General features: G+C 51.8%; 17 protein-coding genes. 13 read left to right on the top strand and 4 right to left on the bottom strand.

The window, feature by feature from the left end:
• The first annotated feature begins 16 nt into the window (after positions 1 to 16).
• Complete coding sequence (namA, locus tag AC6I8C_RS19230) at positions 17 to 1,093, top strand: NADPH dehydrogenase NamA (RefSeq protein ID WP_497823444.1); 1,077 nt, start codon at positions 17 to 19, stop codon at positions 1,091 to 1,093.
• Between the two features lie 540 nt (positions 1,094 to 1,633).
• Here the strand turns inward: namA and AC6I8C_RS19225 are convergent.
• From AC6I8C_RS19225 to AC6I8C_RS19210, 4 genes are all read right to left on the bottom strand, one after another.
• On the bottom strand, positions 1,634 to 2,191 hold the full coding sequence (locus AC6I8C_RS19225; protein ID WP_497823443.1) for a hypothetical protein: 558 nt from the start codon (positions 2,189 to 2,191) through the stop codon (positions 1,634 to 1,636).
• Between the two features lie 63 nt (positions 2,192 to 2,254).
• Positions 2,255 to 2,539 carry a YkgJ family cysteine cluster protein gene (locus tag AC6I8C_RS19220; protein WP_497823442.1) on the bottom strand — a complete coding sequence of 95 codons (285 nt, stop codon included), beginning with the start codon at positions 2,537 to 2,539 and terminating at the stop codon, positions 2,255 to 2,257.
• Entirely contained in the window at positions 2,536 to 4,113 is a 1,578-nt protein-coding gene (locus AC6I8C_RS19215; RefSeq protein ID WP_497823441.1) for a cobalamin adenosyltransferase, read from the bottom strand. Before AC6I8C_RS19215 ends, AC6I8C_RS19220 begins: the two co-directional genes overlap by 4 nt.
• 13 nt (positions 4,114 to 4,126) lie before the next feature.
• The gene (locus AC6I8C_RS19210) at positions 4,127 to 5,212 is read right to left on the bottom strand and encodes a chemotaxis protein (protein WP_497823440.1); all 1,086 of its coding nucleotides are present in this window, start codon (positions 5,210 to 5,212) and stop codon (positions 4,127 to 4,129) included.
• Positions 5,213 to 5,398: 186 nt separating this feature from the next.
• Between AC6I8C_RS19210 and AC6I8C_RS19205 the strand changes: the two genes are divergently transcribed.
• The 12 genes from AC6I8C_RS19205 to afaD all read left to right on the top strand — a co-directional run bounded on the left by AC6I8C_RS19205 (position 5,399) and on the right by afaD (position 13,332).
• Positions 5,399 to 5,542, top strand: a complete 144-nt coding sequence (locus tag AC6I8C_RS19205) for a hypothetical protein (protein WP_497823439.1) — start codon at positions 5,399 to 5,401, stop codon at positions 5,540 to 5,542.
• 5 nt (positions 5,543 to 5,547) lie between these two features.
• Positions 5,548 to 5,754, top strand: a complete 207-nt coding sequence (locus AC6I8C_RS19200) for a ParE family toxin-like protein (RefSeq protein ID WP_140029366.1) — start codon at positions 5,548 to 5,550, stop codon at positions 5,752 to 5,754.
• A 244-nt stretch (positions 5,755 to 5,998) separates the two neighbouring features.
• Entirely contained in the window at positions 5,999 to 6,223 is a 225-nt protein-coding gene (locus AC6I8C_RS19195; RefSeq protein ID WP_497823438.1) for a hypothetical protein, read from the top strand.
• Between the two features lie 129 nt (positions 6,224 to 6,352).
• A complete protein-coding gene (locus AC6I8C_RS19190; RefSeq protein ID WP_022624507.1) occupies positions 6,353 to 6,562 on the top strand; it encodes a hypothetical protein in 210 nt (69 codons plus the stop codon).
• Positions 6,559 to 6,852 carry a host nuclease inhibitor GamL gene (gene gamL / locus AC6I8C_RS19185; RefSeq protein WP_022624508.1) on the top strand — a complete coding sequence of 98 codons (294 nt, stop codon included), beginning with the start codon at positions 6,559 to 6,561 and terminating at the stop codon, positions 6,850 to 6,852. Before AC6I8C_RS19190 ends, gamL begins: the two co-directional genes overlap by 4 nt.
• On the top strand, positions 6,852 to 7,655 hold the full coding sequence (locus AC6I8C_RS19180; RefSeq protein WP_497823751.1) for a PD-(D/E)XK nuclease-like domain-containing protein: 804 nt from the start codon (positions 6,852 to 6,854) through the stop codon (positions 7,653 to 7,655). Before gamL ends, AC6I8C_RS19180 begins: the two co-directional genes overlap by 1 nt.
• A 14-nt stretch (positions 7,656 to 7,669) precedes the next feature.
• On the top strand, positions 7,670 to 8,746 hold the full coding sequence (locus AC6I8C_RS19175; RefSeq protein WP_497823437.1) for a RecT family recombinase: 1,077 nt from the start codon (positions 7,670 to 7,672) through the stop codon (positions 8,744 to 8,746).
• 35 nt (positions 8,747 to 8,781) lie between these two features.
• Positions 8,782 to 8,997, top strand: coding sequence for an ANR family transcriptional regulator (locus tag AC6I8C_RS19170; RefSeq protein WP_010670533.1), 216 nt, complete (start codon positions 8,782 to 8,784; stop codon positions 8,995 to 8,997).
• Between the two features lie 175 nt (positions 8,998 to 9,172).
• Positions 9,173 to 9,481, top strand: coding sequence for a hypothetical protein (locus AC6I8C_RS19165; RefSeq protein ID WP_010670534.1), 309 nt, complete (start codon positions 9,173 to 9,175; stop codon positions 9,479 to 9,481).
• Between the two features lie 105 nt (positions 9,482 to 9,586).
• A complete protein-coding gene (locus AC6I8C_RS19160; RefSeq protein ID WP_497823436.1) occupies positions 9,587 to 10,363 on the top strand; it encodes a fimbria/pilus periplasmic chaperone in 777 nt (258 codons plus the stop codon).
• Between the two features lie 26 nt (positions 10,364 to 10,389).
• A complete protein-coding gene (locus AC6I8C_RS19155; RefSeq protein ID WP_497823435.1) occupies positions 10,390 to 12,873 on the top strand; it encodes a fimbria/pilus outer membrane usher protein in 2,484 nt (827 codons plus the stop codon).
• Positions 12,874 to 12,930: 57 nt separating this feature from the next.
• Complete coding sequence (gene afaD, locus AC6I8C_RS19150) at positions 12,931 to 13,332, top strand: AfaD family invasin (RefSeq protein ID WP_497823434.1); 402 nt, start codon at positions 12,931 to 12,933, stop codon at positions 13,330 to 13,332.
• The last annotated feature ends 65 nt before the right edge of the window (positions 13,333 to 13,397 follow it).

Raw genomic sequence — 13,397 nt, 5'->3', positions numbered from 1 at the left:
TATTCAGGAGTTAAACATGTCATTGTTATTTTCCCCGATTGTGATCAAGGGGACAGAATTTAAAAACCGTATTGCCATGTCTCCCATGTGCATGCACTCTGCCGACAAAAACGGCAGCGTAACAGACTTCCATCTCGTCCACTACGGTGCCCGTGCGCTGGGCGGAGCCGGGCTGATTTTTCCGGAAACCTGCGCTGTCCTGCCAAACGGCCAGCTTGGACCGGGCGATCTGGGAATCTGGAGTGACAGCCATGTCCCTGGCCTGACCAGTCTGGTTGACGTTATTCACTCAATGGGTGCAAAAGCCGGAATTCAGATTGGTCATGCGGGGCGTAAGCAGGGCTTTCCGGATATGGTATCTGTGGCACCGTCAGCCATCCCGTACTCTGAGGAGGAAACGGTGCCTCAAGCGCTGAGCCTGGACGGCATTCAGGGAATAGTCGCGTCCTTCCGCGCGGCAGCTGTTCGTGCCCGTGAAGCTGGTTTTGATGTTATCGAGGTGCATACCGCGCATGGTTATCTGCTGAATGAGTTCCTTTCACCATTAGCTAACGTGCGTGAAGATCAGTACGGCGGCAGCCACGAGAACCGTTACCGTGTCGTGCGCGAAGTCATTGATGCCGTCCGGCAGGAGTGGAAAGGCCCGCTATTTGTCCGGATTTCCTCCACCGATTATGCTGAGGGTGGCAACACGCCGGAAGATTTTCTGACCTATGGCCGCTGGATGAAAGAACAGGCTGTTGACCTGATTGACTGTTCTTCCGGGGGCATTGCACCGGCCGTGGTAAATGTATTCCCTAACTACCAGGTATCCGCAGCTGAGCTGCTGCGCAGTTCCCTTGATATCAAAACCGGCGCGGTCGGCCTGATCCAGACCGGTCGCCAAGCGGAAGAAATCCTGCAGAATGGACGTGCAGATATGGTGCTGATTGGACGTGAAATGCTTAAGGATCCATTCTGGGCCCGCACCGCTGGCGATGACCTTCAGGTCGCCATTCCAGTACCTGCTCAGTACACCCGCTATGGTTCTGCCTGGCAGCGTTCGCAACCTAGACTGCCTGCCGCGCCAATGGATGTGACTGTGACCCGTTAATATGGACAGAATAAAGTCTTAAAGGAAATTCCTTCCCTTGCCCGGCTCTGCCGGGCAAACACTTGTTCCTTATCGGGGTATACCCATCCACAAAGTCCGCTTTTCGCTCATAGCGGACATTAACAGCTAACCAGGCAGTTGCCATCAGACCCCAGCCGCAGGCCCGAAACGCATACCCTGCCGGTTCGACCGAGCTTAGCGGCTTGAAGGTTAGCGTAGTCGGACTGACGCACTGGTTCACCGGTGAGCCTGTCCAAATGCATGATTTGCCACTCACCATCAGGCACCAAAGGGTATTATTGTTACTCGGCAGACATTTCTAACGTGATTGGTTAGTTGCTGGAGGCGGAGCGTTGATGGATTGCTGGGATGAATGAGAGTTTTTTAGAGAAAGTGGAGAAAACTACATTCATCAAGTTAGCCTCATGTGACGCCGCATAAGGCTAAGAAAAATTTACATAACAAAGGGCATAAGAATAAAAGCCTTACGGAGCCTATTCTTGTCCGCAGTGCGCTCTCCACCGGCTCTCTGTCAGGTATTTAAGAGGTGGGCAGCTCCATTGTTTGCTGAAAAACGTCATACATAGGCGAACTTTTCATTGGCTGTACCGCCCAGTGAAACCGCCCACCCCGACGATTCATAATCGCGCTGCGAATTTCGTCCATTGGCTCAAACACATGATTTGCCCTCTGAAACTCCATTTGTTTATTCCGCAGTGGGGCTGCGCCGTAGGTGTCTCGAAACTCATGAATAAGCATTGCTTCAAATTCGGAGTAAACCTTTGAAGCATTTCTTGCCCGAGGGAAGTAATAGCCGATGAGAAATTCATGCTCGCCTTGGAGTTCCGCGAGATCCATAAGCCAGTTCTTATGCTGAGTAATGCGTTGTTCAAAATTTCCTTCACCAATATAGACGGTGGGTGAAATGCCGCGCGGGTACTGAATGGCGAACAGCCCATTAAGCCTGATGACATAAACGCAGCGTTTAAGATCCTGCGGCTTTACCCCTCTGCTTTGCAATTCAGGCAGGACATCCTTTCCCCATGTCTGAAGGCAGTTCCAGTGCAGCCAGTCCCACTTAATTTGTACTGTTGCCACTTCTAACTCCTTATATCATTCTTTAGCTTGCGGCGCCCGGCGTCACAATGGGATTTGTAAGCTCTACCTAGCCGGTTTAGCGGATATTTTTTCCAGTTCCAGACAGGCGATGCGGTTTGCATCGATAAATTCCTGCCAGCTGTATGTCTGCTGATAATTGAGCAGAAACTGCTTGTCGACCTGGCAAACCAGCGGGCGGGTCCCATAGATGGTACACAGCCGATTCAGTTCATCGTAGTGACGGCAGGCACCGTCACCCCGGTCGAGAAACTGCGTTTCCGGCGCGAGTGAAACCAGGCGGCAGCAGGCGCCGCACTGGTTACAGGGAAACGCGGGAGAGAGCGTCATAATGAATTCAGCCAGCTTCTGACCGAATCCGTGTCGCCAGCCTCAAACGGCAGGACAATGTTGCGTCGTTCTATCTCATCACGCAGCAGCAGCCCGTGCTCTACTTCGCTGTTAACCGCCTCAAGCTGCAGCGAGAATGACGCCATTTCGCCGTCGTTCATAGCAAACTCCAGCGAAGCCAGAGCGAGGATAAATTGGTCCAGCTCAGCGTTAACCTGGCGGTAGTAATCCAGGGCATGCTGATACTTGTCTTTGAATTTATCCAGAAACGTCCACAGCTTCTGCATCATTGGGCTGTATTCCAGGAAGTAATTCATCACCACCGTCAGCAGGCCTGTGGACAGTGCTCCGCAAAATGCCGCCAGTTCCGGCCCGAAGGGGAATACCATGATTTTGGCCAGCGATTCATTGATGATCACGCCTGCTGCAACCGCAACGCCTGCGGCAATCAGCTTGCTCACCGCTTTAGCCAGTTCTCCCGGTGCGAGGTTCTGCGGATTGAAAACCATAATTTTGAACGCCTGGGTGAGGTTGTTCCACATCTCACGGATCAGGCGCACCATCATCTTCTGGGTGGTGAACATGATATTGAAGAGCGTGGTGGTGACGCTCGAAAGAATGCCCCCAATCACTCCGTCCCTGAAAGTTTCAAGAAACGTTCTGAACTTCGCCTTAATGCGTGCCCAGATGGCCTTCAGCACATCCCCCATGTCACTCAGCAGGTCAATGGCAACAAAGTTCTCCCTTTGACGGGCGATTATCTCCGGCAAGCGATCGCGAAATTCAAACCACACTTCAGCCAGCACCAGCCCTAACATCTGGCGGGTCCCCATCATCAGGCCATTGCTGGCAGATGCTAACGCCACGCTTTTGGCAAATTTACTGCTGGCATAGTAGGCATGATTTATAGTGTCTTCGTACTGCTTGCGCGCTTTTCCATCGGCTTCGCGCATGCGGTCGAAATCGGCACTGGATTTGTTCTCAAGCGAGGTAAGCCGCTTTTGTTCCTTATCCGTGAGTGAGGGCTGGCTTCGCAGCGCCGCAATTTCCAGCTGATTCGCCTGGTAGTCGGCACTCAACTTTTCCACGAAAGCATCCATCTTTTTGGCGCCTTTGGCTTTGTTGAGTGTCTCATTGGTATGGGTGAGGTTTCTGGGATCATTCGCCAGATCAGGCCCGTTCAAATCTGCCAGCACGCGACCTGGATCGTCATGCACCTCTTTTGCGGACTTAATATGGTCAAGATTGGTCTTGGCGTTTTGCGCAAAGATCTCGCCGGTGTAGGTGTCCATCAGAGTGCCCGCTTCCCGCTTTGCTTTGCCTTCGCGGTTAATGGCAATGTAGTTCTCATGATGATGATATGCCGTCGAATCATAATCGCCGCGGTTCGCGAACTTCTCACGTTCTTTGTCAGTCGCGTATACCTGATGACGGGCATTATGGATCGTGTCGATGTCCCCGCCGACTTTGTCTTTGATAAGCAGAAAATCGAGCCCAAACGAGGTGGCGAAGCTCTTCACCACCGTCTGATGCAACTCCTCGCCCCAGTCGAACGTTTTGGTTACGGTTGTCATTCGCGAATCCGGATCAGGCAAATTTGCGGGAGAACTCGGCATCTGCATCATGCAGTGTTTTGTCCAGTGCAACGGCGTTCAGCACGTTGATGCCGTTTCCGTCGGTTTTAAGCTGGATTACACCTTCCTCAATGACCGCTTTGCTTTTGACATCGGTGACTGGCTCAAACAGCGGAGTGGTGATGATGCTGGTCATAATGGCAGCCAGCATATAGCCATTCTGAATGAGCGCCACACACTCATCGGTCTCTTGCTCGGTGATTTGTCCGGCATGACGTGCCATGACTCTGGCATGCATCGCTTTTAGTGGATCGAGATAGCGGGTGGTGAAAGTGCTATGCATACGCTCCAGTGACTGATAAATAGAGTCCACGTATTTATTGACGCGATTAAGGTGCGCTTCCGCCTTGTCCATTTTACCGACAGCATCGTTGATCTGGCGTGATACCTCTTGGGCATTTTCCAGTGCTTTTGTCGCGTGAGAATTGTATGCCCAGCCTGCAATCAGGATAAGTGGCGCCACAACTGCGCCGCCGAGCACCATCGCGCCACCGGCCATCCCCCAGCCGCCCGCTGCCAGCGAACCGCCGCCGATGGCTGCCATGGTGGCGTTGTATGCCGCCGCGCCAGAAAGCGCCGCTATAGGTGTACCGGTTGAGGCTGCCGCAAAGGCCATCACGCCGCTGTAAACGGCGAAGCCCGCTGCTGCACCGGAAGCTCCTGCACCAACCACAGTACTGAGGTATTCTGTTGCAGAAATGGCAAGACGCTCAATGCTGTTGAGCTTGTGTTCAGGGATCTTTAGCTCAATCTCCTGATGGTTGGCCTTCGAAATGGCTTTCAGTAACTCTTTGGCAAGGGTGTGAAATTCTTTAAATTCGCTACCTATTTGTAGCTCTTTTTTCCCAAGCTTCTCAAGCTTAAAGGAAGAAGCTTCGTTCGTTTTATCGAAACTCTCTTTGCGATTTTTGTAGCGACTTTCGGCGCGGTTATGGACATCTTCCGCTTCCGATTTTTTCTGATAGCCATCGTATGCTTTTTTGCCACCTAAAGCGGTGGCGATGGCCGCTCCACCAAGGATGATTAACGGTATTGGCATATTAAATCCTCCTAATTTAAAGCGTGAATTTTGGTTCCCCGGCCCCCTTTAAGGGCAGGCAATGTTGTGTGCATTTACCTCGTGCATGACCTTTTAGATTCCTGCCACGCCGTAACTGCCTGCCTGAATACGTCAGAGTAAACCGTCCGCCAGGGCGGTTTTTTTATATCTCAACGGAGACAAAGCATGATTATTCATATCCGGAACGGCAGGTTCATCTTCACCGCCAGTTCTTCAAACCGAAGCCGCCGTTTTGTCTGTTTCAGTGAAGGCATCGCCTGGACGTATGTGCAGAAGCTTGCCGCTGCCTGTGCCGCTGAAATGAGGTAACGGTGATGTCCAAGCCACATGCCCCCGTCCGGATAATGAGGCGTGCTGAGCGCATTATGCGCTTATGGCGTACCGGGCAAATCCGGGCGAGGCGAACCTATCGGGGTCAGTATCTTACGTTAAGGGTTACGCCGCAGTGGAGACTGTTATCGAAAGACAATGGACAGAACTGGGAATTACTCAGTCATGCGGATTACGACAATCAGATTTAGTCCCGATGTTTCAGCCGTAGTGACCGACACGGGGCTAAACAGAGAAAATCGGTCATGGACGCTGAAGAGTGACAGCATCGCCCTGCTGTCCATAAACGCTGGCTCGCAAATGCGGAGCCCCGAAGCTTCGCTCCGATCAGAGCGGGCGGCATCCAGGAGAAACCAGGTCCGGGATAACAGCCAGATCAGGCGGGTCACCAACCCCGAAGTTAAACGGTTATTTTCACTTAAAGGAGATTAAAAGATGAAAATTCAGTACATCACGACCTCAACAGAGGGCACGCTCCATATCAAATCCTGCGTTCTTCGGGCATTTATCCATGAACGTGTTGTCAGGGCGGCTCTCATGGCCGCACCGGATGCCCGGGTGACCCACACTGGTACGTTTGTTATTCATACGCGCATAGCAGGAGACCCGGCACAAATCCTTGCAGCCACCCGCGAGGCCCGTCGTGAAGAAGAAGAGTAAACCAGGTCTGATGACGTCGTGCCCGGTCTTACTGACACCTGAGTAAACACGTCATCCCTGCCCCTCATCATACTGCCGGGCTTATCAGAACCGGAACAGGTTAACTGACTATTCAAAGGACCATTTCCCATGATGCAACCAGACATCAGGGGCGATGCTGCTTTTGCTCGCCCCTTTAATGCCATCCGCGATATCGAGTTTGCGCCTGAAAACATTGTCAATGGTGCCAGCTTTTCATCGCCCACATCCCCGGGATTGCCACCCCAGCCACCTTTGCCCGTGATGCAGGTGGTGTTTGACCGTTTTGTCGGCATCCTTCTTCAGGAGGGGAAGCCATGATCACACCGTATGCTTTGCTGGAACGTCACAAAGACCACCTGGATGCCCAGGAGCAGGACGCAGTCAGGAAAGAACAGTGGATCGATGACGAAGCCCAGCGCCTGCTGTCCTGTTTTCCTGACCACCTTCACCTGTTCCGTCACTGGAACCTGCATCCTGATGCGATGAAGTGCTGTGCCCATCCTGAAGCCGCTGAGGAATACATCAGCTTTATCACTAATCTGGCCTACCTGCAGGCGGCCCGAAATTACGACCTTCAGGTGCTGCTTGGCTGGGAGGAACCAGCATGATGAAACCGGGTATCTATGAAGGCCTCAGCAATGAGGCCTATCACGCCGGTCCCGGCGTCAGTAAATCGCAGCTCGATGACATTGCGGTTAACCCGGCCATTTACCTCTGGCGCAAACATGCGCTTGTGGATACGGATAAAACAGCCGCACTGGATATGGGAAGCGCGCTGCACTGCATGCTGCTTGAGCCTGAACAGTTTGATAAGCGCTTTATTGTGGCTCCTTCTTTTAACCGGCGCACCTCTCAGGGTAAAGCAGACGAAGCAGCATTTCTGAATGAGACACGCATCCGGAACATGACGGTCATGGATGCAGAACAGGGCCGGAAACTTCAGCTCATGAGAGAGAGCGTAATGGCGCATCACGCCGCACGCTTTTTTCTTGAAGCTGACGGCCACTGCGAATCCTCCCTCTACTGGTCAGATGCAGAGACAGAAGAACTCTGTCGCATCCGGCCAGATAAATATCTGACGAATCGCCCTCTCATCGTCGACGTGAAAAAGGTGAGTGATATGTCGCGCTTTGCCCGCCACATCGAAGCGTTCCGGTACCACGTTCAGGCAGCCATGTACTGCGAGGGCTTTTATCACTGCACTGGCACATATCCGCAGTTCGTTTTTATTGCGGTCAGTGAAGCGATCGACTGTGGCCGTTATCCGGTTCGTGTGTTTGAGCTGCACGACAATGACATGAGCGCGGGATCCGCCCTCTTCCGTCGGGACCTGTGCACATTCCATTCCTGTCGCCTCGGCAATAACTGGGGCGGCATAGAAATAATTCAGCGCCCTGCATGGGCACATTAACAGGAGTAGGCGTTATGCAAAATCAACCGATGATCTCTGCGCCCGAGAGCACTGACACAACTGCCACTATTTTCAGCCCCGATGCCCTGGATAAACTGGTGCGCTTTGCAGAAATCATGGCCAGCAGCAGAGTCACTGTCCCTGCTCACCTCGCGGGCAAAGCCGCGGACTGTCTGGCCGTGACCATGCAGGCCATGCAGTGGCGTATGAATCCGTTCGCCGTTGCACAGAAAACCTTCACGGTTAACGGTGTTCTGGGATACGAGGCACAGCTGGTGAATGCGGTCATCAACACCATGGCCCCAACACGGGATCGGCTGCATTACGAATGGTTTGGGCCATGGGAAAATGTTATCGGCAGATTCACCGAGAAAACCTCATCCAAAGGCAATAAATATATCGCACCGGACTGGACACTGCAGGATGAATCCGGATGCGGTGTTCGGGTTTGGGCAACAATGAAGAACGAGCAGGAGCCGCGGGTGCTGGAACTGCTGCTCTCACAGGCACAGGTGCGGAACTCAACACTCTGGGCGAGCGATCCGCGTCAGCAGCTGGCTTATCTCGCTGTTAAACGCTGGGCCCGTCTGCACTGCCCGGACGTCATTCTGGGGGTGTACACACCGGATGAACTGGAAACCTTATCTCCTGCAGAACGCGACGTGACACCGCCAGCTCGTGAAGATTTGAATGCGTTCATCAATCAGTCAGCCAGCCGAGATCACGGTATTGCGCTGCAAAACCATTCTGTCCCGGACCTGCGAACTGAAGAGATTAAAGCAGAAACGTCCGTGCCTGCAGCGCCACCAGCCAGCCCGGTCAGATCGCCTGACCAGCCGGCGAGCGCACCCCCGCCCTCGCCTAAACACTGTCCGGGTAAAGAACAGGAACGCGCTGAGGACAGGGAACGTTCTTCAGAAGAACTTCTCGCTGATTTTTGTGAGGCAGCCATGAAAAGTCAGTCGGTCAGCGCACTCGCCCGCTGCTACGCCTACGCATCAAAGGTACTTAAACCTGTGCCACCGCTGCTGGATAAAGCCACAGATGTGTTTCTGGTCAGGAAAGCCGAGATTGAAGAAGCCAGAGAATAAATGCCATCTGAACCCCGTTAATTCAGGAGTTATCGATGAATCAGAGAAAGACTGACCGCAACCAACGTTATTACGCCGTCGCCGAGGCGGCTGCATTTGCCGAACGCTGCGAAAAGTTTGATCAGGCGGGAAAACTCTGGCTGCGGGCAATGAAGCTGGCCTTAAGACCGATGAATGCCCAGTGGGCAGAACACCGCAGTCAGTGTTGTATGAGTGCATTACGTAATGGATGGTCTTATATCAGGGATTAAGCCAGCAGTGATTATCCAGAGGCACCCTCATCATTATGAATATTATATTCACTTTTCTGACTTCACTGATATGAAAGTGAGTGTTAGTTTCTTTACAGAAGGCGAATAAATATATACATAAAATTAAAACCCCGCGCGCCCCCTGAGTGTAACATTAATTAAGAAGACGCCACCTATGAACACAAGACTGTTAAGCTATATCGACACCTTTTTATACCATTCTTCTACCGAGCCACTGCAGCAACTGGTTTATATCATCGCAAAACTGTGCCTCATTACTGCACCCGCAGCCTGGGTCGTCAAACGCCCGACTGGCAAAGACGACAGACTCTTTACGTCTCAGGAAGAGGCACTGGAGTTTCTTGAAAAGCAGGGCCACAGCGATGACTATGTCGCGCCACTTTTCACAACAGTAAAAGTGGACATGAGTGCAGGAGAAATCCGGCATCTGCTTTTGACGCCATTACCTGATGAAGAAGATTAGTCTCTAATTAAAAGCAGGCAATGGTTATCTTATATCTGCAAATTTAACGCGTCATGATTGTGGCTCGAAATAAAAAACAACACCAGGGCAGTCAGGAAAAATTCAATGACCAGAACAACGAATGCCATTATTATTGTGGCGGCTATACTGTGCTCGCTCCAGCTTGCAAGGGGAGAAAGTATGCCGCTGGAAAATGAACTCCAGTCCTTTTCTGTAAAAACCGGCGCAACCCGGATTATATATTCTGCGGGTTCGAATGGTGCATCAATGACCGTGATGAACCCCCAGGCGTATCCGATGCTGGTGCAGTCGGAAGTCATGATGGAAGACCGGAAAACCCGGGCCCCGTTTATTGTCACCCCACCACTGTTCCGTCTGGACGGGCATCAGCAGAGCCGGATAAAGGTTATCGCAACCAGCAGTCACAATAATGACACGAAAGAGTCACTTTACTGGCTTTGCGTAACAGGCATCCCCCCTGAGGCGGATGCGGACTGGACGGGTGATGCGTATAGAAAGAAAAAGGCCGGACAGCACGCTACCCTTCTGACGCAACTGCGTATCAAAAGCTGCCTGAAACTGCTTGTACGCCCATCCTCCCTCAGAGGCACACCCGAAGACTTTGCCTCCAGCCTGACCTGGGCAAAACGCGGTAAGACGCTCACGGTCAGCAACCCCACGCCCTTTTTCATGAATTTCAGAAGTGTTCAGCTTGGAAAATCGAGTGTGGCCAACCCTGAATATGTTCCTCCGATGGGTAAACGGCAACTGCGCATACCTGCGGATGCGTCAGGTCAGGTGCACTGGCGACTGATTACCGATTATGGCGGAGACAGCAAAGCGTTCACGTCCGACCTGAGCACTGATCCTGTTTCTCACTGAGAGTACTCCCTGCCAGGATTAAAACGATGACTGTTTACAGACCACTTTTCGTGGCCGGTCTGACGCTGGCTGCTATTCAGGCACAGGGAAAGGTTTATACCTTCAACCCTGCACTGATTAGCGGAGGCGGAAAGGAAACAGACCTTATGCTTTTCAGTCAGGGCAGTCAGCTACCGGGCATTTATCCGACTGACATCTACCTGAACAATACACTTATCGACTCCCGGCCAGTCAGTTACATATTAAGGCCGGATAAATATGGTCGTCAGGGACTCGTCCCTCACCTCAGCAGATCCATGCTGTCAGGTTACGGAGTACGCATGAAGAGCTTCAAGGTTACTGAGAAGGAAAAACGCTCAGGCTTTTTTGATCTGTCGCAGATACCGGGCGCTCAGGCTGATTTCCACTTTGATGAGCAGTCACTGCATCTGAGTATTCCTCAGGTTTATCTGAAGCCCGGATTTAAAGGCATCGCACCCCGGACTCTTTGGGACGACGGCATACCTGCCTTCATCATGAATTATCGTACCGGGACGAGCCAGAGTGTTACCCGTGGCCCCTCGGGAAGAAAATATCAGTACTCCTGGCTGCAACTGACACCAGGCGTCAACATCGGTGCCTGGCGGCTTCGCAACGTCACCAGCTGGCAGCAAACACGTGGAACGCCCGGACGCTGGCAGGCCATTACGACTTATCTGGAGCGCGGTATTAATGGCATCAACAGCCGCCTGACGCTGGGTGAGCGTTATACCGCCTCTGAGATTTTTGACAGCGTTCCCTTCAGAGGCGTCATGCTTGCCTCTGACGATCGGATGGTACCTTCCAGCCAGTATATGTTTGCGCCGGTCATACGTGGCGTGGCGAGAACCCAGGCCCGCGTTGAGGTAAAGCAGAACGGCTACACCATTTATAACCAGGTCGTCGCACCGGGTCCGTTCGCCCTGACTGACTTCAATCCCACCGGCGCAGGTGGTGATTTTCAGGTTACGGTATGGGAGGCGGATGGTGTTCCTCAGGTTTTCACTGTTCCTTTCCAGACGCCAGCAATCGCCATTAAAGAGGGCTACCTGCGTTACAGCCTGATGGCCGGGCAGTATCGTTCGTCTGACAGGAGAGTAAGAAGAGCGCCGGTCATGGAAGCCACCGCCATGTACGGTCTTCCCTTTGGATTCACGCTTTATGGCGGAATCCAGGCAGCCCGGCACTATCAGTCTTCATCCCTGGGTACCGGGCTGAGCATAGGCAACTGGGGTGCACTCTCTTCAGATGTCACACTCAGCCGCGCACAGCACCCGGGTCATGACCCGATAAACGGTTATTCCTGGCGTATGCGTTACAGCAAAGAGTTTGTCGGGACAAATACTTCGCTGTCACTGGTCAATTTACAGTTCAGCCAGCCGGACTATCTCACACTGGCTGAAACACTGGAGAGCTGGCGGATTGATGGAATAGCTCCAGGCATTCGCAGAAAAAGGAGAAAAAGTCGTACCGGACTATCCATCAGTCAGGGACTGGGTAAATGGGGTTACCTGAACGCAGGTGCTTATCAGGATAACTACTGGAACCGCGGCCTGCGCGAAAGCAGCCTTAACGCGGGATACTCTGTTCCGTTCAGGGATATGACGCTGTCATTAAACTGGTCTGCCAGTCAACGTGCCCGGCACCATCCCAGGGAACAGATGATCAGCCTCTGGCTCTCTGTTCCGCTGAAAAAATGGATGGGTGGCAACACGCGCGCGTCTTACCGGTACATACATTCAGCATCTCGTCAGGGCAGTCACTCAGTGGGATTAAGTGGTGATGCGTTTGATCAGCGCCTCAACTGGAATGTTGATCAGCGTTATACCGCCGGACACGCAGGGAGCCGTAGCAATGGCGACGTATCTCTGGGATGGACCGGAACCTACGGGCACATCGCAGGTGATTACAGCTATGGCCGGCATTACCAGCAGCGTACCGTTGCCATAGACGGCAGCCTTATCGCCCATCGCCATGGCATGACTTTCACGCAGGCCCTTGGCGAAACCAATGCACTCATTGAAGCCAGAGGCGCTTCAGGTGTGAAGGTATCGGGTTTTCCGGGCATCGCTACGGACTATCGTGGTTATACAGTACAGCCCTGGCTGAACCCCTACCATGAAAATTCTCTTTCATTAGATCCAACAACGTTGCCGTCGGAGGCTGAGATAACTATCACTGACAGTAAAGTTGTGCCTACAGCAGGGGCTATCATTCCTGTTAAATTTAAAACACGAGTGGGTGCGAAGGCAATCATTACACTTTTGCAGCCTGATAGTACAAAAGTCCCTTTCGGCTCTGTGGTGCGAATTAGTTCAGATTCAGGAAATGAGGGTATTGTTGACAATGATGGGAAAGTCTATATGTCAGGATTACCACCCGAAGGAAATCTTACCGTCATAGGTAAAACACACTCACTCAAATGCCCTTACCATCTGATAAAAAATGACGAAGCGCACGGACTCAACTTCTTTACCGCAAAGTGCAAGTAAAGGAAAGGAGAGCTTTATGCATCATCGATTAAAAAAATATCAAATCTTCTGGTCATAATGTTTATTGTTTCTTTTCAGAGTTCTGAAGCAAATACTCTTAAACTCACAATAACACCAGAACAGGATTTGCATGCTGGCAGAATGAATGATGGAGCAGAACTGGCAACAATCCACGTATCAGGGATGTCAGAATCCTGCGTGCTCAATGTGTGGATTGAACCATCCGGTAAAGAGATTATGCCGGGTCAATATATATTAACTGACCGCAATAAAGGAGGACGTAAACTAAATGTAAGACTATCAGGTGATAACTGGAAACCTGACACTCAGGCCGGAAAAGGCGTGTTGTCAAAATTTATATCAAGACTCGCTACATTAAATGTTGTGAGTAATGGCGACCAGTTTATAGCAAGCCATATTTCTTCCATGCAAATTTCCGCTCAATGCCGTAATAACTAAATAACCAACATTACAAAACCAATTCAAACTAACAACTTAAATTAATACACCACTCCAAAGGAGTT

This window comes from Pantoea sp. X-Soil-YNGN-844 (assembly GCF_059730595.1).
The sequence above is the reverse complement of the archived record's forward strand: the minus strand, read 5'-3'. Positions and strand labels throughout refer to the sequence as shown.

Excerpts from the sequence above, each read along its gene's own strand:
- namA (WP_497823444.1), top strand. The coding sequence starts at position 17 with ATGTCATTGTTATTTTCCCCGATTGTGATCAAGGGGACAGAATTTAAA.
- AC6I8C_RS19220 (WP_497823442.1), bottom strand. The coding sequence starts at position 2,539 with ATGACGCTCTCTCCCGCGTTTCCCTGTAACCAGTGCGGCGCCTGCTGC.
- AC6I8C_RS19215 (WP_497823441.1), bottom strand. The coding sequence starts at position 4,113 with ATGACAACCGTAACCAAAACGTTCGACTGGGGCGAGGAGTTGCATCAG.
- AC6I8C_RS19210 (WP_497823440.1), bottom strand. The coding sequence starts at position 5,212 with ATGCCAATACCGTTAATCATCCTTGGTGGAGCGGCCATCGCCACCGCT.
- AC6I8C_RS19205 (WP_497823439.1), top strand. The coding sequence starts at position 5,399 with ATGATTATTCATATCCGGAACGGCAGGTTCATCTTCACCGCCAGTTCT.
- AC6I8C_RS19200 (WP_140029366.1), top strand. The coding sequence starts at position 5,548 with ATGTCCAAGCCACATGCCCCCGTCCGGATAATGAGGCGTGCTGAGCGC.
- AC6I8C_RS19195 (WP_497823438.1), top strand. The coding sequence starts at position 5,999 with ATGAAAATTCAGTACATCACGACCTCAACAGAGGGCACGCTCCATATC.
- AC6I8C_RS19190 (WP_022624507.1), top strand. The coding sequence starts at position 6,353 with ATGATGCAACCAGACATCAGGGGCGATGCTGCTTTTGCTCGCCCCTTT.
- gamL (WP_022624508.1), top strand. The coding sequence starts at position 6,559 with ATGATCACACCGTATGCTTTGCTGGAACGTCACAAAGACCACCTGGAT.
- AC6I8C_RS19180 (WP_497823751.1), top strand. The coding sequence starts at position 6,852 with ATGAAACCGGGTATCTATGAAGGCCTCAGCAATGAGGCCTATCACGCC.
- AC6I8C_RS19175 (WP_497823437.1), top strand. The coding sequence starts at position 7,670 with ATGCAAAATCAACCGATGATCTCTGCGCCCGAGAGCACTGACACAACT.
- AC6I8C_RS19170 (WP_010670533.1), top strand. The coding sequence starts at position 8,782 with ATGAATCAGAGAAAGACTGACCGCAACCAACGTTATTACGCCGTCGCC.
- AC6I8C_RS19165 (WP_010670534.1), top strand. The coding sequence starts at position 9,173 with ATGAACACAAGACTGTTAAGCTATATCGACACCTTTTTATACCATTCT.
- AC6I8C_RS19160 (WP_497823436.1), top strand. The coding sequence starts at position 9,587 with ATGACCAGAACAACGAATGCCATTATTATTGTGGCGGCTATACTGTGC.
- AC6I8C_RS19155 (WP_497823435.1), top strand. The coding sequence starts at position 10,390 with ATGACTGTTTACAGACCACTTTTCGTGGCCGGTCTGACGCTGGCTGCT.
- afaD (WP_497823434.1), top strand. The coding sequence starts at position 12,931 with ATGTTTATTGTTTCTTTTCAGAGTTCTGAAGCAAATACTCTTAAACTC.